The sequence below is a fragment of the Pseudomonas sp. HR1 genome, assembly GCF_030175875.1.
GTDB classification, from domain to species: Bacteria; Pseudomonadota; Gammaproteobacteria; order Pseudomonadales; family Pseudomonadaceae; genus Chryseomonas; species Chryseomonas oryzihabitans.
The window spans coordinates 1,100,483-1,119,958 of record NZ_JASNRF010000001.1; the positions used below are offsets into that span (position 1 = coordinate 1,100,483).

At 67.3% G+C, this 19,476-nt stretch carries 17 protein-coding genes; 7 read left to right on the forward strand and 10 right to left on the reverse strand.

The window, feature by feature from the left end; genetic code table 11:
- Positions 1-3: 3 nt before the first annotated feature.
- From QKY98_RS05000 to QKY98_RS05010, 3 genes are all read right to left on the reverse strand, one after another.
- Positions 4-279: a hypothetical protein gene (locus QKY98_RS05000; RefSeq protein ID WP_144954756.1), complete on the reverse strand. Its 276-nt coding sequence runs from the start codon at positions 277-279 to the stop codon at positions 4-6.
- Between the two features lie 123 nt (positions 280-402).
- Entirely contained in the window at positions 403-1,209 is an 807-nt protein-coding gene (locus tag QKY98_RS05005; protein WP_027600475.1) for an amino acid ABC transporter permease, read from the reverse strand.
- Complete coding sequence (locus tag QKY98_RS05010) at positions 1,206-2,027, reverse strand: transporter substrate-binding domain-containing protein (protein WP_027598684.1); 822 nt, start codon at positions 2,025-2,027, stop codon at positions 1,206-1,208. Before QKY98_RS05010 ends, QKY98_RS05005 begins: the two co-directional genes overlap by 4 nt.
- 100 nt (positions 2,028-2,127) lie before the next feature.
- Here QKY98_RS05010 and QKY98_RS05015 point away from each other — a divergent pair, with 100 nt between their 5' ends.
- Positions 2,128-3,030, forward strand: a complete 903-nt coding sequence (locus tag QKY98_RS05015) for a homocysteine S-methyltransferase family protein (RefSeq protein WP_074583390.1) — start codon at positions 2,128-2,130, stop codon at positions 3,028-3,030.
- Positions 3,031-3,106: 76 nt separating this feature from the next.
- On the opposite strand, the gene QKY98_RS05020 is transcribed toward QKY98_RS05015, so the two are convergent.
- On the reverse strand, positions 3,107-3,859 hold the full coding sequence (locus tag QKY98_RS05020) for an SDR family NAD(P)-dependent oxidoreductase (protein ID WP_284670433.1): 753 nt from the start codon (positions 3,857-3,859) through the stop codon (positions 3,107-3,109).
- Between the two features lie 99 nt (positions 3,860-3,958).
- Between QKY98_RS05020 and QKY98_RS05025 the strand changes: the two genes are divergently transcribed.
- The 4 genes from QKY98_RS05025 (at position 3,959) to QKY98_RS05040 (ending at position 9,181) form a co-directional block, all read left to right on the forward strand.
- A complete protein-coding gene (locus QKY98_RS05025) occupies positions 3,959-4,900 on the forward strand; it encodes a LysR family transcriptional regulator (protein ID WP_150340302.1) in 942 nt (313 codons plus the stop codon).
- A 242-nt stretch (positions 4,901-5,142) separates the two neighbouring features.
- Complete coding sequence (locus QKY98_RS05030; RefSeq protein WP_027598679.1) at positions 5,143-6,477, forward strand: CitMHS family transporter; 1,335 nt, start codon at positions 5,143-5,145, stop codon at positions 6,475-6,477.
- Positions 6,478-6,593: 116 nt separating this feature from the next.
- Positions 6,594-7,346 carry a TerC family protein gene (locus QKY98_RS05035; RefSeq protein WP_027598678.1) on the forward strand — a complete coding sequence of 251 codons (753 nt, stop codon included), beginning with the start codon at positions 6,594-6,596 and terminating at the stop codon, positions 7,344-7,346.
- A gap of 164 nt (positions 7,347-7,510) precedes the next feature.
- Positions 7,511-9,181, forward strand: a complete 1,671-nt coding sequence (locus tag QKY98_RS05040; RefSeq protein WP_027600470.1) for a Na/Pi cotransporter family protein — start codon at positions 7,511-7,513, stop codon at positions 9,179-9,181.
- Between the two features lie 327 nt (positions 9,182-9,508).
- On the opposite strand, the gene ampC is transcribed toward QKY98_RS05040, so the two are convergent.
- Entirely contained in the window at positions 9,509-10,663 is a 1,155-nt protein-coding gene (gene ampC, locus QKY98_RS05045) for a class C beta-lactamase (RefSeq protein ID WP_284670434.1), read from the reverse strand.
- Between the two features lie 171 nt (positions 10,664-10,834).
- On the opposite strand from ampC, the gene QKY98_RS05050 reads away from it, so the two are divergent.
- Positions 10,835-11,737, forward strand: coding sequence for a D-hexose-6-phosphate mutarotase (locus QKY98_RS05050; RefSeq protein WP_027598676.1), 903 nt, complete (start codon positions 10,835-10,837; stop codon positions 11,735-11,737).
- Between the two features lie 594 nt (positions 11,738-12,331).
- On the opposite strand, the gene QKY98_RS05055 is transcribed toward QKY98_RS05050, so the two are convergent.
- A complete protein-coding gene (locus tag QKY98_RS05055; protein ID WP_144945458.1) occupies positions 12,332-13,315 on the reverse strand; it encodes an asparaginase in 984 nt (327 codons plus the stop codon).
- Between the two features lie 87 nt (positions 13,316-13,402).
- Positions 13,403-14,857: an alanine/glycine:cation symporter family protein gene (locus QKY98_RS05060; RefSeq protein WP_077171202.1), complete on the reverse strand. Its 1,455-nt coding sequence runs from the start codon at positions 14,855-14,857 to the stop codon at positions 13,403-13,405.
- Between the two features lie 271 nt (positions 14,858-15,128).
- Here QKY98_RS05060 and QKY98_RS05065 point away from each other — a divergent pair, with 271 nt between their 5' ends.
- Positions 15,129-15,917 carry a helix-turn-helix domain-containing protein gene (locus QKY98_RS05065; protein WP_042134893.1) on the forward strand — a complete coding sequence of 263 codons (789 nt, stop codon included), beginning with the start codon at positions 15,129-15,131 and terminating at the stop codon, positions 15,915-15,917.
- Here QKY98_RS05065 and QKY98_RS05070 read toward each other — a convergent pair.
- From QKY98_RS05070 to QKY98_RS05080, 3 genes are all read right to left on the reverse strand, one after another.
- Positions 15,914-17,119 (reverse strand): GGDEF domain-containing protein, encoded by a 1,206-nt coding sequence (locus QKY98_RS05070; protein WP_108582223.1) that lies wholly within the window; start codon positions 17,117-17,119, stop codon positions 15,914-15,916. The two genes, QKY98_RS05065 and QKY98_RS05070, sit on opposite strands and share 4 nt — an antisense overlap.
- Positions 17,120-17,263: 144 nt before the next feature.
- Positions 17,264-18,364, reverse strand: coding sequence for a polyamine ABC transporter substrate-binding protein (locus tag QKY98_RS05075; protein WP_027600465.1), 1,101 nt, complete (start codon positions 18,362-18,364; stop codon positions 17,264-17,266).
- A gap of 23 nt (positions 18,365-18,387) precedes the next feature.
- The gene (locus QKY98_RS05080) at positions 18,388-19,419 is read right to left on the reverse strand and encodes a histone deacetylase family protein (protein ID WP_284670435.1); all 1,032 of its coding nucleotides are present in this window, start codon (positions 19,417-19,419) and stop codon (positions 18,388-18,390) included.
- Positions 19,420-19,476 lie beyond the last annotated feature (57 nt).

The window sequence follows — 19,476 nt, forward strand, 5'->3', positions numbered from 1 at the left end:
ATCCTATCTCTCTGCCTGCTGCATAGCGGCTTTTGCCTGGGGACCATAGGTGGCTATGGCGTCCTCGATCTGTCTTCGATTGTCGAAGTCCAGACCGTTACGAAGTCTGCGGTATTCGCGCCGCCTGGCCCTCAGATGATCGACACATGCCTGATCCGGCTCTGGTTTTGCCTCTTCTGCATAGATCAGCCGAGAACAGTTGGCCATCAGTGATTCAAGTGCAAAGCGCGCCGTTTCAAAGCGGGCCAGCTTTTGAGTAGTGGTTTCTGTCTCAGTCATATGGCCTCCGGTTCTGCTCACAACAGCAAGGACCAGCGAGTAGTTGGTGGCAAGAAGACTCTATCAAGCGCGCTGCCGACGTCGATCGGGCATCGTCCTTTGTCTCCGCCCGACCAAGCGACTCTAACGCCCCCGATACGCCTTCCCGTAGTGCCGCTCCAGGCGCGACTGCAGGAACTCCATGGCCAGGGACATCAGCCAGTAGAGCACCGCGGCGGTGGTCAGCATTTCCAGATAGCGATAGCTGGAGCGGCCATAGGACTGGGCGAGGAACATCACCTCCCAGACACCCATCACCGAGACCAGGGAGGAGTCCTTGAGCATGGAGATGAACTGGCTGGTGGTGGGCGGGATGATGCTGCGCATGGCCTGGGGCAGGGTGACGCGCCAGAAGATCACCCGCGGCGCCAGGCCCAGGGCCAGGGCCGCCTCGCGCTGACCGGCGGGGACGCCGAGCAGGCCGGCGCGAAAGATCTCGCTGAGGTAGGCGCCATAGTTCAGCGACAGGGCGAGGATGCCGGCGCTGATGGCGCCGGGCACCACGCCGATCTGCGGCAGGCCCAGGTAGATCAGCAGGATCTGGATCAGCAGCGGGGTGCCGCGAAAGAAGGAGGCGTAGAAGGTCGCCACGCCATAGGCCAGGGCGCTGGACGACAGCCGGCCCAGGGCCGCGGCGAAGCCCAGCAGCACCGACACCAGGATGGAGCTGAGGCTGAGGAACAGCGTCAGGGCCGCGCCCTGCAGGAAGCCGTTGGGGCCCAGGCGCCAACCCACCAGGTTGGGCAGGCGCGGCCAGACGCTGGCGAACTTGAGGTCGAAGCCGAGCACGAAGACCACGCCCCCGGCCAGCAGCGCCAGCCAGGTCAGCCAGACACGGGTACGAAAACTCAGCAGGGGGCGGCGCTGGTCTGGGGGCGGTAGCGGACTCATTGGCTGATGTCGGCACCGATCCACTTGTCGGAGATCCGCTTCAAGGTGCCGTCCTGGCGTAGCCCTTCGATGATCTCGCGCAGCGTGGCGGCGAATTCCGGATCACCCTTCTCGATGGCCACGGCGTTGGGCTCGGCATAGAGCGGCGCGCCGGCCAGTTTGAACTTGCTGTCCTGGGCCAGGCGCGGCTGGGCCGTCACCAGGTTGGTCAGCACCGCGTCCAGGCGCTTGCCGGCGCCCAGGCCGAGGTCCTGGAAGGCGACGTTGTCGTCGGGGAAGGGCACCACCTGGACATCGTCGAAGGGATAGCTCAGCGGCTTGTCCTCCTGGCCCTCAATGGTCAGGTCCTTGTTCAGGTAGCTCTCGTAGGAAGAGGCGCTGGTGACGCCGACCTTCTTGCCAGAGAGGTCCTTGGCGCCGTGGATGCGGTCGTCACCGGCGTTGACCACGATCACCGCCGGCGAGGCGTAGTAGTTGACCGGGAAATCGAACACCTGAGCGCGCGCCTGGCTCGGCGTCATGGAGCAGATGCAGACGTCGTAGCGACCGCTCCAGCGACCAGCGGCGATCACGTCCCAGGAAGGTGTTTCCAGGCGCAGCTTGACGCCGAGCTTGTCGGCCACGGCCTTGGCCACGTCCACGTCGAAGCCTTCCAGCTGGTTCTGGGCATTGAGCTGGGAGAAGGGCGGATAGCTCTCCATGAGCACATTGACCAGCTCGCCCTTGGCCTTGACGCGATCCAGGGTGGCCCCGGCCGAGGCCGAGGTGGCGACCAGCGCCAGGGTCAGGCCGAGGGCCGATAGCAGAGCGGTTCTCATGGGGGCGTCCTTTGCAAAGGGTAAGAGGGCCTGGTATTAGAGAGATATGAGAACCGATATTGAAATCTGTTTTGGTTATAAGGAAAAGTGAAATAGCTATATGGCCAACATGAATCTTGTGCTTCTCGACGGTGGCATGGGCCGCGAGCTACAGCGTCGCGGCGCGCCCTTCCGTCAGCCGGAATGGTCGGCCCTGGCCCTGAGCGAGGCGCCGGAGCAGGTGGAGGCGGTGCACCGCGCCTATATCGAGGCCGGCGCCCAGGTAATCACCAGCAACAGCTATGCGGTGGTGCCCTTCCATATCGGCGAGGCGCGCTTCGCCGCCGAAGGCGAGGCCCTGGCCGCGCGGGCCGGCCAGCTGGCACGGCAGGCGGTGGTGGCCAGCGGTCAGCCGGTACGGGTGGCGGGGTCGCTGCCGCCGCTGTTCGGCTCCTATCGCCCCGATCTGTTCGAGCCGGCGCGGGTGGACGAGGTGCTGCAGCCGCTGATCCGCGGCCTGGCGCCCCATGTCGATCTCTGGCTGGCGGAAACCCAGAGCTCCCTGGCCGAGGTGCGCGCCATCGCCGCCGGGCTGCCAGGGGACGGCAAGCCGCTGTGGCTGTCCTTCACCCTCAAGGACGAAGACGTCGACGAGACCCCACGGCTGAGATCCGGCGAGCCGGTGGCCGCGGCCGCACAGCTGGCGGTGGAGCTGGGCGCTGGTGCCCTGCTGTTCAATTGCAGCCAGCCCGAGGTGATGGCCGCGGCGCTGGATACCGCGCGGGCGACCTTTGCCGCGGCGGGTGTCGAGATTCCCTTTGGCGCCTATGCCAACGCCTTCCCGCCCCAGCCGGAAGAGGCCACCGCCAATGATGGCCTCGACCCCCTGCGTCCTGACCTGGATCCGCCCGGCTACCTGAGCTTCGCCCAGGACTGGCAGGCGCGTGGTGCGAGTCTGATCGGCGGCTGCTGCGGCATCGGTCCGGAGCATATCGCCGTACTCAACACGCGATTGCGCGGCTGACGCCCGCATTCAGTTGGTAAAAAAAGCGGACAGCGCCCCGGGCGCTGTCCGCTTTTTTCTGGCCGCCAGACGCCGTTCAGACCTGCGTCTGGCCACCATCGGCGAAGAGTTCGGCGCCGTTGACGAAGCTGGAATCGCTGGAGGCCAGGAACAGGGCGACCCTGGCGATCTCCTCGGGCTCACCGACGCGACCCAAGGGGATCTGGCTGGCCAGGTGGTCCAGCAGGCCCTGCTGCTGAGCGGCATCCGGACCGGCCAGCTCCACCAGGCCCGGGGTGCGGGTGGCGCCCGGACTCAGGGTGTTGATGCGGATGCCGCGGCCCTGCAGCTCCAGGATCCAGTTGCGGGCGAAGGCGCGCACGGCGGCCTTGGAGGCGCCATAGACGCTGAAGGCCGGGGTGCCGGTACTGGCGGCGGTGGAGCCGGCGAGGATCACCGAGGCATGGTCCGCCAGCAGCGGCAGAGCCTTCTGCACGGTAAACAGCACCCCCTTCACGTTGCGATCGAAGGTGTCGTCGTAGTGGGCCTCGGTCACCTCGGCGAGGGGCAGCATGCTGCCGCCCCCGGCGTTGACGTAGAGCACATCAAGGCGTCCGTGCTCGCGGCGGATGCGCTCATAGAGGGCATCGAGCTGGTCCAGGCGGGACGAGTCCACGGCGATGCCGGTGGCATTGCCGACCTGGGCGACCGCGGCGTCCAGTTCCGCCTGCCGCCGACCGGTGAGGATGACGTGGGCGCCCTGCTGGGCGAAGAGTTTGGCAGCGGCCAGGCCGATGCCGCTGGTGGCGCCGGTGACGAGGGCGATCTTGTCTGCGAGCTTGAGGGTCATGGCGGGAACTCCGAGGGTTGTGATCAGGTGGAGTCAGCCTATCGACCCTGGCTTCCTTGCAAAATAGAATGATTGGCAAGTCATCGTTGCAGAAATGAAATGAGCAGATTGCCGGATTTCGAAGGGTTGGCGATGTTCGCCAAGGTCGCCGAAGAGGGCTCCTTCGCCGCCGCGGCGCGGGTGCTGGGCGTGTCGGTGGCCACCGTCTCGCGGGCGGTGACGCGCCTGGAGGAACGCCTCGGTGGGCGGCTGTTCAATCGCACCTCGCGGCAGCTGGCGCTGACCGAATTCGGCCGCGAGCTGGCCGCTCAGGCCGGTGATCTCTATCGCCAGGCGGAGGCGACCGAAAGCGCTGCCCAGGCCCGCGCCGTGCAGCCCCGTGGCCAGGTGCGGCTGGCGGTGCCCATGGCCTTCGGCCTGCGCTGGGTGGCGCCGCTGCTGCCCGAGCTGCTGCGCCGCTATCCCCAGCTGTCGGTGGATCTGCACCTGTCCGATGCCACCGTGGATCTGGTGGCGGAGGGTTTCGACGCCGCCCTGCGCATCGCCGCCTTGCCGGACTCCTCGCTGGTCGCCCGGCGGCTCTGCGCGGTGAGCCAGCTGCTGGTGGCGGCGCCGGCCTATGTCGAGCGCCACGGCTGGCCAAGCCATCCGCAGGAACTGACCGACCATGCCTGCCTGAGCTATGCCTATCGGGCACGCAGCCAGGTGTGGCGCTTCAGCGGGGACGACGGTCGCGAAGAAAGCGTGCTACCGCGTGGCCCACTACGCGTCACCAATTCCGAAGCCCTGCTGCCGGTGTTGCTGGAAGGCCTCGCCATCGCCGAGTTGCCGGACTTCATCGCCGCCGACTACCTGGCCGATAGCCGGCTGGTGCAGCTGCTGCCGGACTGGCAGCTGACCCGTGGCGGCCTCTACTTCGTGACCCCCTCGGCGCGCAGCCGACCCACCAAGATCCAGGTGCTGCTCGATTTCTTCGTCGAGCACCTGAGTGCTCCCGTCTGGCAGCGAGGCGAACAGCACCTGTCCCTGTCGGCTTCGTGACATCCGGCAACATCCACTCGCCACCACGCAAGGCTGGCGAAAGGTTGACCTCTTAGGATCCCCTCAAGACCCGCCCCCGTGAGCGGGCGACGTGCCTACAAAAATAACCAGGATTCTTGCCATGTCGTATCTGTCCTTCCAGGCGTCCCCGCGCGCCCCTCTCCCCTGGATTTTCGCCCTCTCCGCGCCCCTGCGCCGCGGCTGAACCCTCCTTCTCTTCGCGAAAATTCAGAGGTATTCCCATGCTGACTTTCCTCGGCTTCGCCATGGTCATGACCTTCATGTACCTGATCATGACCAAGCGCCTGTCTCCGCTGATCGCCCTGACCATGGTGCCGATCGCCTTCGCCGTGCTGGCCTGGGCGCTGTCCAGCGAATTCGCCAGCCTCGGCCACGTCAAGCTCGACGCCCTCGGCCCGATGATGCTCGACGGCATCCGCAAACTGGCGCCCACCGGCGTGATGCTGTTGTTCGCGATCCTCTACTTCGCGGTGATGATCGACACCGGCCTGTTCGATCCGGCGGTGCGCTGGATCCTCAAGCTGGTCAAGGGCGATCCGCTCAAGGTGGCCATGGGCACCGTCTTCCTGACCCTGGTGGTCTCCCTGGACGGTGACGGCTCGACCACCTACATGATCTGCGTGGCGGCCATGTTCCCGCTGTACCGGCGCCTGGGCATGAATCCGCTGATCATGACCTGCCTGATGCTGCTCTCCAGTGGCGTGATGAACCTGACCCCCTGGGGTGGTCCGACCGCGCGCGCCGCCAGTGCCCTGCACGTGGATCCGGCCGACGTCTTCGTGCCCATGATCGCGCCCATGCTGCTGGCCATCGCCTGGCTGTTCTTCCTGGCCTACCTATATGGCCGCAGCGAGCGCGCGCGCCTGGGCATCCTGCAGATCGGCGAGACCGAAGGCGCCGACGTCACCGTCTCCCAGTGCGCCGAGGCCCGCCGCCCGCACCTGCGCTGGTTCAACGGCCTGCTGACCCTGGCGCTGATGGCCGCGCTGATCATGGGCGTGCTGCCGATGCCGGTGCTGTTCATGATCGCCTTCGGCATCGCCATGACCGTCAACTACCGTTGCCTGAACATGCAGAAGCAGCGCATCGCCGCCCATGCCGAAAACGTCCTGGCGGTGGTCTCGCTGATCTTCGCCGCGGGCATCTTCACCGGCATCCTCTCGGGTACCGGCATGGTCGACGCCATGTCCAAGGGCCTGCTGGCGGTGATCCCGGACGCCCTGGGCCCGTACATGGCGGTGATCACCGCCCTGGTCAGCCTGCCGTTCACCTTCTTCATCTCCAACGACGCCTTCTACTTCGGCGTGCTGCCGGTGCTGGCCGAGGCCGCCGCGGCCTATGGCATCAGTCCGGTGGAGATCGCCCGGGCCTCCATCGTCGGTCAGCCCGTGCACCTGCTCAGCCCGCTGGTGCCCTCGACCTACCTGCTGGTAGGCCTGGCCAAGGTGGAATTCGGCGACCATCAGCGCTTCACCCTGAAGTGGGCCACCGTGACCTGCATGTTCCTGCTGGTCGGCGCTTTGTTACTGGGTGTGTTTCCGCTGTACAGCCGCTAGAGTTTTGCCAGAGCTACGACTAGCCTTGCCGGCTGTTCGAAAACGGCGCGTCGCCCGATGCGCCTTTTCCATTAGAGCGCGCGCCCGAGCGCGCCTTGGCTACGAGAGGATTTGCAATGGACTGGTTGACCAACCCGGAAATCTGGGTCGCCTTCTTTACCCTGACGGCCCTGGAGATCGTCCTCGGCATCGACAACATCATCATGATCTCCATCCTGGTCAGCCGCATGCCCAAGCACATGCAGGCGCGGACCCGGTTCTTCGGCCTGGCCCTGGCCATGGTCACCCGCATCCTGCTGCTGCTGTCCATCACCTGGGTGATGCGCCTCACCGCCGACCTGTTCTTTGTATTCGGCCAAGGCATCTCCGGCCGTGACCTCATCCTCTTCTTCGGCGGCCTGTTCCTCCTGTGGAAGAGCAGCGCCGAGATCTACCACGGCCTGGAAGGCGAGGAAGAGCAGGACGAAGACGCGCCCACGAAGAAGGGCAGCGGCTTCATCGGCACCATCATCCAGATCGCCATCATCGACATCGTCTTCTCGCTGGACTCGGTGATCACCGCGGTCGGCATGGTCAGCCACGTGCCGGTCATGGTCGCGGCGATCATCGTCGCGGTGCTGGTGATGATGCTGGCGGCCGGCGCCATCAGCACTTTCATCGACAAGCACCCGAGTCTGAAGATGCTGGCGCTGTCCTTCCTGATCGTGGTCGGCACCGTGCTCATCGCCGAGGCCTTCGAGGTCCACGTGCCCAAGGGCTATGTCTACTTCGCCATGGCCTTCTCGCTGGCGGTGGAAGCCATCAACATCCGCCTGCGCGGCAAGGCCAAGGCCCGCGAAGCGGTCAAGCTGCGCAAAGAGCAGATCTGAGCCCAGCGGCGGAACCCACCCGGCTCTCCGCCGCCTAATCCAGCAAGTCCCCACGAGCCCGAAGGTGCCCTGCCTTCGGGCTCGTGCGTCTGTGCAGAACGGTCATTACGATTTTGTGACAAGCTCGCCAGGAGCTCTTGGACACGCGCCGGGAGGGCGCCACGATGCTGACACTGCTCAATCTGCTATCCGCTGTGGCCCTGCTGGTGTGGGGCACCCATATCGTGCGCACCGGCATCCTGCGGGTATACGGTGCCAGTCTGCGCCGGGTGCTCAGCCGCAGCATGCAGCGCATGCCGCTGGCCTTTCTTTCCGGTATCGCCGTCACCGCCCTGGTGCAGAGCAGCAACGCCACGGCGCTGCTGGTGACCTCCTTCGTCGCCCAGGGCCTGGTACCGCTCACCCCGGCGCTGGCCATCATGCTCGGCGCCGACGTGGGCACCGCGCTGATGGCGCGGGTGCTGACCTTCGACCTGTCCTGGCTGTCGCCGCTGCTGATCTTTCTGGGCGTGGTGTTCTTTCTCGGTCGCAAGCAGACCCGCGCCGGCCAGCTCGGCCGGGTCGCCATCGGCCTGGGGCTGATCATCCTGGCGCTGCAGCTGATCGTCGAAGCCGCCTCGCCGATGACCCACGCGGCCGGGGTCAAGGTGCTGTTCTCCTCGCTGACCGGCGACCAGCTGCTCGACGCCCTGACCGGCGCGGTCTTCGCCATGGTCTCCTATTCCAGCCTGGCGGCGGTGCTGCTGACCGCCACCCTGGCCGGCTCCGGGGTCATCTCGCTCAAGGTGGCGCTGTGCCTGGTGGTGGGCGCCAACCTGGGCAGCGGCGTGCTGGCGCTGATGGGCGCGGCCAAGCAGGGCGTGGAGGCACGGCGGGTGGCGGTGGGCAGCCTGCTGTTCAAGCTCGCCGGCTGCATCCTGGTGCTGCCCTGGATCGGCCTCTTGGCCGACTGGCTGCAGGGCTACGACTTCAACGACGCCGAGGTGGTGATCGGCTTCCACGTCGCCTACAACCTGGTGCGCTGCCTGCTGTTCCTGCCGCTGACCGGGCCCCTGGCGCGCTTCTGCACCGCCATGCTGCCGGCCAAGGACAGCGCCGAGACGATCCTGCGGCCGCGGCACCTGGACACCGCCGCCCTCGACACCCCGGCCCTGGCGCTGACCAACGCCTCCCGCGAGCTCCTGCGCATGGGCGACGTCATCGAGCAGATGCTGCAGCACCTGCTGGTGCTGATCAACGCCGGCGACAAGCAGCTGGCGCGCGAGGTGCGCCGTCTCGACGACGACGTCGACGCCCTCTACACGGCGATCAAGCTGTACCTGGCGCGCATGCCGCGCGACGACCTGGACGAGCGCGACAGCCGGCGCTGGGCCGAGACCATCGAACTGGCGATCAACCTGGAGCAGGCCGGCGACCTGATCGAGCGCATGGCCAGCGACGTCGACAGCAAGAAGATCGCCGCCCGCCGTTCCTTCTCGGCTTCCGGGGTGGACGAACTTTCCGCCCTGCACCGGCTGCTGGTCGACAGCCTCAAGCTGTGCCTGTCGGTCTATCTCTCCGGCGACCTGGACGCGGCGCGCCGCCTGCGCCGGCTCAAGCAGCGCTTCCGCCTGCTGGAGCGGCGCTATGCCCATGCCCACGTCGAGCGGCTGCACCAGCAGGTGGTTGAGAGCTTCGAGACCAGCTCCCTGCACCTGGGCCTGCTCAGCGACATGCGCCGGGTCAATTCGCTGTTCTGCAGCATCGCCCATGGCGTGCTGGAGGCGGCCGACGCCGGCTACGCCACCGAGCACGAACTGCCGGTGGAAGGGCGCGAGGAGTCGGGTGGGGCCTGAGGTTGGGTTTTGTGGATGAGGCTGCACCGTCATCCACGCGACTGCTCTGATCTTGTCAGCGCCAATGAAGTTGAGCGCCACTTCGGATGGCCCTCTCTCCCCTGGGGAGAGGGCTGGGGTGGGGGAGCCCCCTGCTGCGAACTCCCAGTGGAAAAGGCTGCGCCGTTTTCCACGCTACGGGGCTTCAATGATTTATCGCGGCCATGGAGGTCCGCCGAGGCGGCCGCTCCTACAGATGACTGTCTGCTCGCATTATCGCGGCCATGGGCCGCTCCTACAGAAGCATCACACCCTGTAGGAGCGGCCCATGGCCGCGATTGAGGTACCTCACTGCACCCGGCTATCGAGCTTCTGCAAGATCCGCCACGCCGTCTCGATCCGCGCCGGGATCGGATAATTGCGGTTGGCCAGGATCACCAGGCCGAGCTGGCGCTCGGGGATAAACAGCGCATAGGCGCCGAAGCCGTTGGTGGAGCCGGTCTTGTTCAGCAGGCGGGCACCGCTCGCCGGCAGGGGCGGGTGTTGCCAGTCCACCGGTTGCGGCTCCAGGGCCATCGCCGGGGTGTTGCCGGCCAGCAGCTGGGTCTTGGCCAGCGGATAGGGGTAAGCCTCCCAGCCCAGGCCCTGGGTCAGGGGACCACTGCGGTAGTAGCCCTGCTGGGTGGCGTCGAGCGCCTTGGCCAGGGGTGCCGGCAGCCGGCCGGGATTGAGATTCGCCTCGACGAAGGCGAGCAGATCGCCGGCGGTGGTCTTGATGCCATAGGCCTCTTCGGCATAGACACCCGGATTGACCCGCAGCGGCTGATCGTTCTTGCCATGGCCCCAGGCATAGTGGGCCTGCTCGGCCGCTGGCACCTGCAGATAGGTGTGATCGAGTCCCAGGGGCTTGAGTACGTGGCGCAGAAGCGCTGTGGCGAAGGGTTCGTCGAGCCGCTGGGCCGCCAGGGCGCCGAACAGGCCGATGCTGGGATTGGCGTAGAGGCGGCGGCTGCCGGCGGGGAAGGGCGGCTGGAAGGCGCGGTAGAAGGCCGTCGCCTGATCTTCCGTGGTGACGCTATCGGGAAATTGCAGCGGCAGGCCGCCGGCGCTGTAGGTGGCCAGTTGCAGCAGGCTGGCCTGGCCGATGGCGCTGCCGGCCAGGGCCGGGCGGACCTGAGCGGCGGACTCGTCCAGCCGCAGGCGACCGGTCACCGCGGCGTAGCCACCCAGGGTGGCGGTGTAGGTCTTGCTCAGGGAGCCGATCTCGAACAGGGTGGCGGCGTCCACCGGCTGGCCGCTGCGACGGTCGGCGGTACCGAAGTAGTAGAGCCGGCGCAGGCCCGGGGCCGTGACGCCCACGGCCAGACCGGGGATGTCCTGCTCGGCCATCACCGCGCGGGCGGCGGCGCGGACCTCGTCGTCGAGGGGATTGGCCGCGTTGGCCAGGAGCGGCAGGGCCAGGCCCAGGCCGAGCAGCAGGGAAAGACGCGGGAAAGCCGACATGCGGGAGCCATTCCTGAAGAGGGGAGACCAGGAGTCTAGCCGAGCGGTGCGGCACCGGTATGAGACGCGGCCAGCGTTGGAAGATTTTACCGCCGCTGCTGTCCATGGCTGGCTGGAGCCCGGTCCTCGACTGGACTACAGTCGCCTCTCACCTTTTCCAGGAGTCATCCCATGTCCGCTGCCCCCCTCGTCGAACAGATCCAACTGGGTCAATTGCCCGTCTGGCGCATCCGCGTCGGCCAGGCCGAAGCCCTGGTGGCCTGCCAGGGCGCCCATGTGCTGCGCTACGGCTTCGACGGCGAACCGGACATCGTCTGGGGCAATCCGGAAGCCGTGTTCGAGCCCGGCACCCCGATCCGTGGCGGCATCCCGGTCTGCTGGCCCTGGTTCGGCGACCTGCTGAAGAATCCGCCCGCGGTCCAGGCCATGTGCACCACCACCGCGGACGCCCCGGCCCACGGCCTGGCGCGGCAGGTCGCCTGGCAGGCCGGCGGCGTCGAGGTGGACACCGACCGGGTGCGCCTGGACTTCCACCACCGCACCTCCGCCGAGACCACCCCGGGCTGGCCCCATGCCACCGAGCTGACCCTGAGCCTGAGCGTCGGTGAGCGCCTGGAGCTGACCCTGAGCGTGCGCAATCTGGAAGATCATCCGCTGGTGCTGAGCCAGGCGCTGCACACCTATTTCGCCGTGAGCGACGTGCGCGAGGTGGGTATCGAAGGCCTTGCCAATGCCGACTACTACGACTGCCTGGACGGCTGGACCCGCAAGCGGCAGAACGGCGAGCCCACCATCACCGCCGAGACCGACCGGGTCTATGTCGGCCTGCCGGCCCGCCTGGCGATCCGCGATCCCCAGTGGCAGCGCCGGCTGTTCGTCGAGACCCGCAACAGCCATTCGGCGGTGCTGTGGAATCCCTGGATCGACAAGGCCGCGCGCCTGAGCCAGTTCGCCGACGACGCCTGGACCGGCATGCTCTGCATCGAGACCGCCCGGGTGATGGACGACGTCCTCACCGTGGCGCCGGGCGCCTCCGCCGAGATGGCGGTGAGCCTGTGGCGCGAGGCGCTGTAAGGGTCTGAGCGGCGCCTGGGGCGGCCCTCACCCCGACCCTCTCCCGCAGGGAGAGGGGGCGCTCAGGGGGAGTTTGGTGCGAAGGGCTTGGGCTGTCAGGCTTCAAGCGTACCCTCACCCCGACCCTCTCCCGGAGGGATGGGGGCGCTTAAGGGGGACTTTGGTGCGCAGGACTTGGGGCTGTCAGGCTTCAAGCGCACCCTCACCCTGGCCCTCTCCCGGAGGGATGGGGGCGCTTAAGGGTGACTTTGGTGCGCAGGACTTGGGGCTGTCAGGCTTCAAGCGCACCCTCACCCCGACCCTCTCCCGGAGGGAGAGGGGGCGCTTAAGGGGGAGTTTGGTGCGAAGGGCTTGGGGCTGTCAGGCTTCAAGCGCACCCTCACCCTGGCCCTCTCCCAGAGGGAGAGCGGGGGCTCCGATAGAGGTTGGCGCGGAGAGATGATCGCGTCGAGGGCAAGCCTGGATCCAGGCCAGGATGCAGCGGGCTAGCGGGCGGCAGAGGTCACACAGGAGCCCGCACGAAGCCGACCCAAACGCCCCCTCTCCCCCAGGGAGAGGGCCGGGGTGAGGGAACAGCCGGCACCTAGCCGACGATCACAACTCCTCGCACAGATTCCGCCCGATCCACTCGGCCACCGCGGCGCGCTCCAGGCCGCAGCCGAGCAGGGCGTGCAGCTTGCCCAGGGCGGCTTCGCGGGTCATGCCGCGACCGGAGATGACCCCGGCGTCGGCCAGGCCGCTGCCGGCGGCGTAGGTGCCCAATTCCACGGTGCCACGGGCACCCTGGCTGAGGGCGACCACGGGGACCCCGGCGTCGCGCAGTTCAGCGAGGGCGGCGAGAAAGTCGGCGTCGTCCGCCGGCCCCGTGCCGCTGCCGTAGCACTCCAGTACCAGCCCCTGCACGCCACTGCCCATCAGACCGCGCAGGACCCCACCGTCGACCCCCGGAAACAGCGGCAGCACCGCCACCCGCACCGGCTGGCGCGGCTGGTCGAAGCGTAGCGCGGCAGGTGCGGCGACGAGGGCGTCGCCGCTGCGCGGCCGGGCGCTTGCCACGAAGGCCTTCCAGCCGCTGCTGGCCTGCTTGGTGCAGCGCGCCGCGGGCAGGCGTTCGCCATGGAATTGCACTTGGACTCCCGGCGCCAGTCCGCTCGAGAAGGCCGCGAAGCTGTCGGCCAGGTTGCCGTCGGCATCGCTGTCCGGCACGCCGGCCGGCAGCATGGAACCGGTCAGCAGCACCGGAATGGCCAAGCCCAGCAGGCGGAAGGCCAGGGCGGCGGCGCTGTAGGCCAGGGTGTCGGTGCCGTGCAGCACCAGCACGCCGCGACAGGCCGGGTCCGTAGCGGCCGCAATGATCGCCTGGGCCATGCGCTCCCAGGCGGCGGGGGTCATGTTGGCGCTGTCGATCAGCGGCAGCAGCTCCTGCAGCCGCCAGGCCGGATTGCCCAGCTCCGGACGGCTGGCCAGCAGGGCATGGATGCGCGCCTCGAAACCGGCGGCCGGGGCCAGGCCGGCGGCGGTCGCCTGCATGCCGATGGTGCCGCCGGTGTAGAGGATGTGCAGGTAGGGTGAGCTCATGAGGGACTTCCTGATAAGACTGCCCCCACACGGGGTGGGGGCAGGAAAGCGGTCGCGGTCCGGGTCGGGACGACCCGGTGGCGGCGGTCAGTGCGCCTGGCGCGGCTGGGCGGCGCGGGCTTCGGCGACGGTCTCTTCCAGACGCTCCAGCGCCGGCCAGGCCTGGCGATCCAGGTCCAGGTCGCGGAACTGGTCGGCGTCGAACACCGGCTGGTCGACCCCGGCACGGCGCTGGGCGTCGTAGTCGTTGAGCACGCGCATGCCGACCTTGATCAGCAGGGCCAGGGCGATCAGGTTGACGAAGGCCAGGCAGGTCATGGTGATGTCGGCGAAGGCGAACACCGTGGTCAGGTTCTGCATGGAGCCCCAGCAGATCAGCACCAGCACCAGGCCGCGATAGCCGAGCAGCACGGCCTTGCCGCGGCCGAGCAGGTAGCGCAGGCCGTTCTCGCCAAGGTAGATGTTGTAGAGGATGCAGGTGAAGACGAACAGCGACAGGGCGACGCTGATGAAGATGCGACCCCAGTCACCGACCACCGCGGCCAGGGAGTTCTGGGTCAGGACGATGCCATCGCCTTCGAAGCCCGGGGTGTAGAAGCCCGACAGCAGGATCAGCAGCGCGGTGCAGGTGCAGATGACGAAGGTGTCGAGGAAGACGCTGAAGGCCTGCACCACGCCCTGGGCGGCCGGGTGCTTGACCGCGGCCACGGCGGCGACGTTGGGCGCTGCGCCCAGGCCGGCTTCGTTGGCGAAGACGCCACGCTTGACGCCCATGGTGATGGCGGCGCCCAGCAGGCCGGCGAAGGCCGGTTCCAGGCCGAAGGCGCTTTTGACGATGGTCAGCAGGGTGCCGGGGACCAGGTCGATCTGGGTGACGATCACATAGAGGGTGACGGCGATGTAGGCCAGGGTCTTGACCGGCACCAGGATGTCGGAGACCGCGGCGATGCGCTTGATGCCGCCGATGAACACCAGGCCCAGCAGGATGGCCAGGGCGATCCCGGTGTACTGCACCGGCAGGCCGAAGGCGTTTTCCAGCGAATGGGTCACGGTAAAGGACTGCAGACCGACGAAGGCGAAGCCGTAGGTCACCAGCAGCAGCGCCGAGAAGGCCAGTGCCATCCAGCGCTTGTTGAGGCCGTGCTGGATGTAGTACGCCGGGCCGCCGACATAGAGGCCGTCGCCGTCGGCGCGCTTGTAGACCTGCGCGAGGGTGCACTCGAAGAAACTGCTGGCCATGCCGACCAGGGCGGTCACCCACATCCAGAACACCGCGCCGGGGCCGCCCAGGGTCACGGCCAGGCCCACGCCGGCGATGTTGCCGGCACCGACGCGACCGGCCAGGCTGAGCATCAGCGCCTGGAAGGAGCTCAGGCCATCACCGCTGTTGCGCAGGGAGTCCTTGAACACGGTGAACATGTGCGGGAAATGGCGCACCTGCACGAATCGCGAGCGCAGGGTGAAATAGCTGCCCAGGCCGACGATCAGCACGATGAGCACGTGGCCGGACAGGAAGTCGTTGAGCATTTCTAGGTAGTGCATGAAGAATCCTCGAGCATGCTAGTGATGCTCCAAGGCCGGCTCGCAAGCCTTGGGGCTATTATTGTGGAATATCCCGCCAGGGTCTGCTCCCGTCGTGGGGAGACGACGGCAACAGGCGCTGGGACGGGTCGGTCCGGGTGGAACGGGCAGTAGGTCGGACCGGGCGCCTAGATTCGGCTATCCCACCGGCGTGAACAATTCCGCGCCTCGCTTCAAAATGGCGCGACTTGATGCTAGTTTTCTGGCCGTCTGTCAAGCTCGGGCCGGACTCATGAGCGACTTTTCCGCCAATTTGCAGCTGCTCTGCCAGCGCCACCGCTCGATTGCCGCCGTCTGTCGCGCCGTCGGCATCAACCGCGCCCAGTTCAATCGCTACCTCAACGGGCAAAGCCGTCCGTCGCCCTACAACCTGCAGCGGCTGGCGGAATTCTTCGGCCTGCCGGTGGGCGATCTGCAGCTGCCGCAGCGGCAATTCGCGGCGCGCCTGGGCGCGCCGGTCGGCCAGGAAACGGGGTGGGCCGGGCAGGCCCTGGCCCTGTTCGGCGAGCGTCAGGAGGGCCTGGCGCGTTACCAGGGCTACTACCACGAATACTATCCGTCGCTGTCCACGCCGGGCGTGGTGCTCTGCGGACTGGTCTGGCTGTTCGCGGAAGCGGGTGTCTTCCGCTATGTGCGCTTCGAGCGCCTGCGTCGCCGCGGCGAGACCACCAGCCAGGCACGCTTTCGCTACCTGGGCCTGGCCATGAGCCTGGAAAGCCGGCTGTTCTTTACCGACTACGAATCCCTCACCGGCAACGAGTTGTCGCAGACGGTGCTGCTGCCCAGCGCGCGCAACCGTATCGATCGCCTCAACGGACTCAAGCTGGGCGTCAGCGCCTCCGACCGGCGCGAGCCGGCCTGCACCCGGGTGGTCTGGGAGTATCTGGGCACCCGGCCGCCACGGGGTCGGGCCTATGCCCGCATCGGCCTCTACGACTGGCAGGATCCCAGCCTGGACGACGATCTGCGCCAGCGCCTGGCCAGCATGGTCCTGATCGATCGGGTCTATCGCCTGGGCTAGAGGGATTCTTCCATCGCTGGGTGGCAGCGATCGCAGTCCTCGAGGATGGCGCGGTCGCGCCCGGCTTGCTTGGCCCAGTAGAGCTGGCGATCGGCGGCTTCGATAAAGCTCTCGGCAGAGTCGTGATCCGGCCGGGCGCAGGCGCCGCCAATGCTCACGGTCACCCGCGGACCGGCCTGGGGCCCGAGGTGGGGGATCTCCAGGCGCCGTACCGCGTCGAGCAGGCGCTGCGCCAGCTTGGCGGCATCCTCTTCGCGCGACGGCGTGCAGAGGATGGCGAATTCCTCGCCGCCGTAGCGGGCCAGGCAATCGCCGGCGCGCAATTCGTCGGCCAGGGCGCTGGCGACCTGTTGCAGGCAGCGATCGCCCGCCGGATGCCCATAGCGGTCATTGAAGGCCTTGAAGTGATCGACGTCGATCATCAGCAGGAGCAGCGGCCGGGGCGGGGGATGGGCCAGGGCGGTGGCCAGGGCCTGCATCAGCGCCCGGCGATTGGCCACGCCGGTCAGGGGATCGGTGGCGGATTGCTGCGCCAGGAAGCGGTTGGAGGCGGTCAGCTCTTCGTTGCGCAAGCGGTCGCGCAGGATCAGCAGATAGCCCTGACGGCGGGCGCGCTCCATCCAGAAGTTGTTGAGCAGGGTAAAGCTCGCGGTGGCGAACGCCAGGGTCATGACCAGCGACGCCTCCAGGGCCGGCAGGCTATGCATCTGGGTGGCCAGGCCGATGGCCAGCAGGGCGATCAGGGTGTGGACCGCGGCCTGGCGCAGGGGCGGCGCGATGCAGCTGTTGGTGAAGAGCGTCATCAGCGGCATGGTCGCCAGCCAGAGGGCGCGATGCGCGGCATCGGTGGCCTCGACATCGAGCAGCGGCGGGAGATAGGCCAGCAGACAGGGCAGGATGCCCAGCCACTCGCGCGCGGGATGTTCGGCACGTATCAACCCGAGCGCCAGCAATACCAGCCCGCCGCCGATCACCACCAGCGCGCTGAGCAGGCTGATGAGCCAGAAGGCATCGGTCATCAGGATCCAGTCCCAGATCGAGAAGCTGGCGTAGGCGAGGATGGCCACGGTCAGGCTGATGCGCAGGTGCCGCCGGCGCGAACGGGCGATGTCGTGCTGGTAATGCCGTTCCAATACCGGTTCGAAGCGCAGGGCCCAGAAAGGCCGAGCCAGCGCTCGGGTGAGGGCGAGACTGAGGGACATGACGCCGTACCTGGCAGGTAAATCCAATGGGTCACTTCAGCACAATAAGTCCCTTAGCGCGATAGAGGGTTCCCGGACGCGGGGATGTAACCGCCGAATGGTAGCCATTGGCTACCATTCGGATGATCGTGGAGGACTCGACCTTCAATTACCGGCCTTGATACGACTCCAGGCACGGGTGCGGACCCGCTCGATGGGCTGCGGCAGCGGCTGCACCACATAGAGCTTCTTGAGCATCTCCGGGGTGGGCACCAGGTCGTGGTTGTCGCGGATGGCGGCGGTCACCAGCGGCATGCCCGGCTTGTTGGCGTTGGGGTAGCCGAGGTAATCGCTGATCCCGGCGATCACCTTGGGCTCGAGCAGGTAGTTGATGAAGGCATGGGCCTGGTCGACATTGGCAGCACTGGCCGGAATGGCCCAGGTGTCGAACCAGATGGGCGCGCCCTCGCGTGGCAGACGCCAGTCCACCACCACGCCGTTGCCGGCTTCCTTGGCGCGATTGCCGAACTGGTAGAAGCTGCCCGAATAGCCCACCGCCACGCAGATGTCGCCGTTGGCGATGTCGGTCATGTACTTGGTGGAATTGAAGTAGGCCATGTAGGGGCGGATCTTCAGCATCAGCGCCGTGGCCTTTTCGTAGTCCTTGGCGTTGGCGCTGTTGGGATCCAGGCCCAGGTAGTGCAGCACCACCGGCAGGATGTCCGAGGGCGAGTCCAGCATGGCCACGCCGCAACTCTTGAGCTTGGCCATGTTCTCCGGCTTGAACACCAGGTCCCAGCTGTCCACCGGTGCGTCCGCCCCCAGCGCCGCCTTGACCTTGGCCGGGTTGAAGCCGATGAGGATGGTGCCGTACATGTAGGGCACGCCGTACTGATTGCCCGGGTCGTTGACCTCCAGCAGCTTGAGCAGCTCGGGATCGAGATTCTGCCAGTTGGGCAGCTTGCTCTTGTCCAGCTTCTGGAATACGCCGGCCTTGATCTGGGTTTCCAGGAACTGGTTGGAGGGAATCACCAGGTCATAGCCGGAGCGGCCGGTGAGCAGCTTGGCCTCCAGCGACTCGTTGCTGTCGAAGGTATCCCAGGTGACGCGGATGCCGGTCTGCTTGGCGAAGTCCTTGGGCGTCTCGGGCAGGATGTAGTCGGCCCAGTTGTAGACCCGCAGTTCGCCGGGATCGGCGGCCTGGACGGCGGTGGCGAGCAGGGCGCCACCGAGCAGGGCGGTGAGCGGACGCAGGAGGCTGTGCATGGTCGGATTCCTCGCGATAGGGATCAGGCGCCGTCGAAGGCGGCCAGGACGTTCACCGTGTTGATGCCGATCTCCGCCACGGCGTAACCGCCTTCCATGACGAACAGGGTCGGCAGGCCGAGCCGCGCCAGGCGTTCGCCCAGGCGCAGGTAGTCGTCGCTCTCCAGCTTGAACTGGGAAATGGGATCGGCCTTGAAGGTATCCACGCCCAGGGAGACCAGCAGCAGGTCCGGGGCATAGTCCTGCACGCGCGCCAGCGCTACCTCCAGGGCGGCGCTCCAGCTGTCCCAGGCGCTGCCGGCGGGCAGCGGCAGATTGAGGTTGAAGCCCTGGCCCGCCTCGCTGCCGGTCTCGTCGGCATAGCCGAGGAAGAAGGGGAATTCAAAACCCGGATCGCCGTGCAGCGAAAGGAACAGCACATCGTCGCGCGCATAGAAGATGTCCTGGGTGCCGTTGCCGTGGTGGTAGTCGACATCGAGGATGGCCACCCGCCGGGCGCCGCCGTCGAGGGCGGCCTGGGCGGCGATGGCGGCGTTGTTCAGATAGCAGTAGCCGCCCATGACATCGGCGGCGGCGTGGTGGCCCGGCGGGCGGCAGAGGGCGAAGGCGCTGCGGGCACCTGCGGCGACCTCGGCTCCGGCACTCAAGGCCACCTGGGCGGCGCTGTAGGCGGCCTGCCAGGTGCCGGCGGTGATGGGCGCGCCGCCGTCGAAGCTGTAGTAACCCAGGCGCCCGTGCAGGCTGGTGGGCGGCAGTACCTGGCGCAGGGTGCGCGCCGGCCAGGTATAGGGCAGCAGGTCCACGGTCTCGCCGCGGGCCGCCCATTCGTCCCAGGCGCCGGCGAGAAAGTCGAGATAGGCCGTGCTGTGGATGCGTGCCAGTGGCGCCCGGCCGAAGTCCTTGGGCGGCACCACCTCGCCGAGCTGCCTACGGTGACACTCGGCGAGGATGAATTCGACGCGCTGGGGCTTTTCGAAACAGGGCTGCAACTGGCCATCGATCAATTCGCAGCGGCCGTGATGCAGGGCGTGATCGGGACTGTGGTGGATGCGCATGGCGACTCCGGGCGGCGGGCTCTCTCCAGATTCTTGCCAGCCCGGCGGCCCGCGACG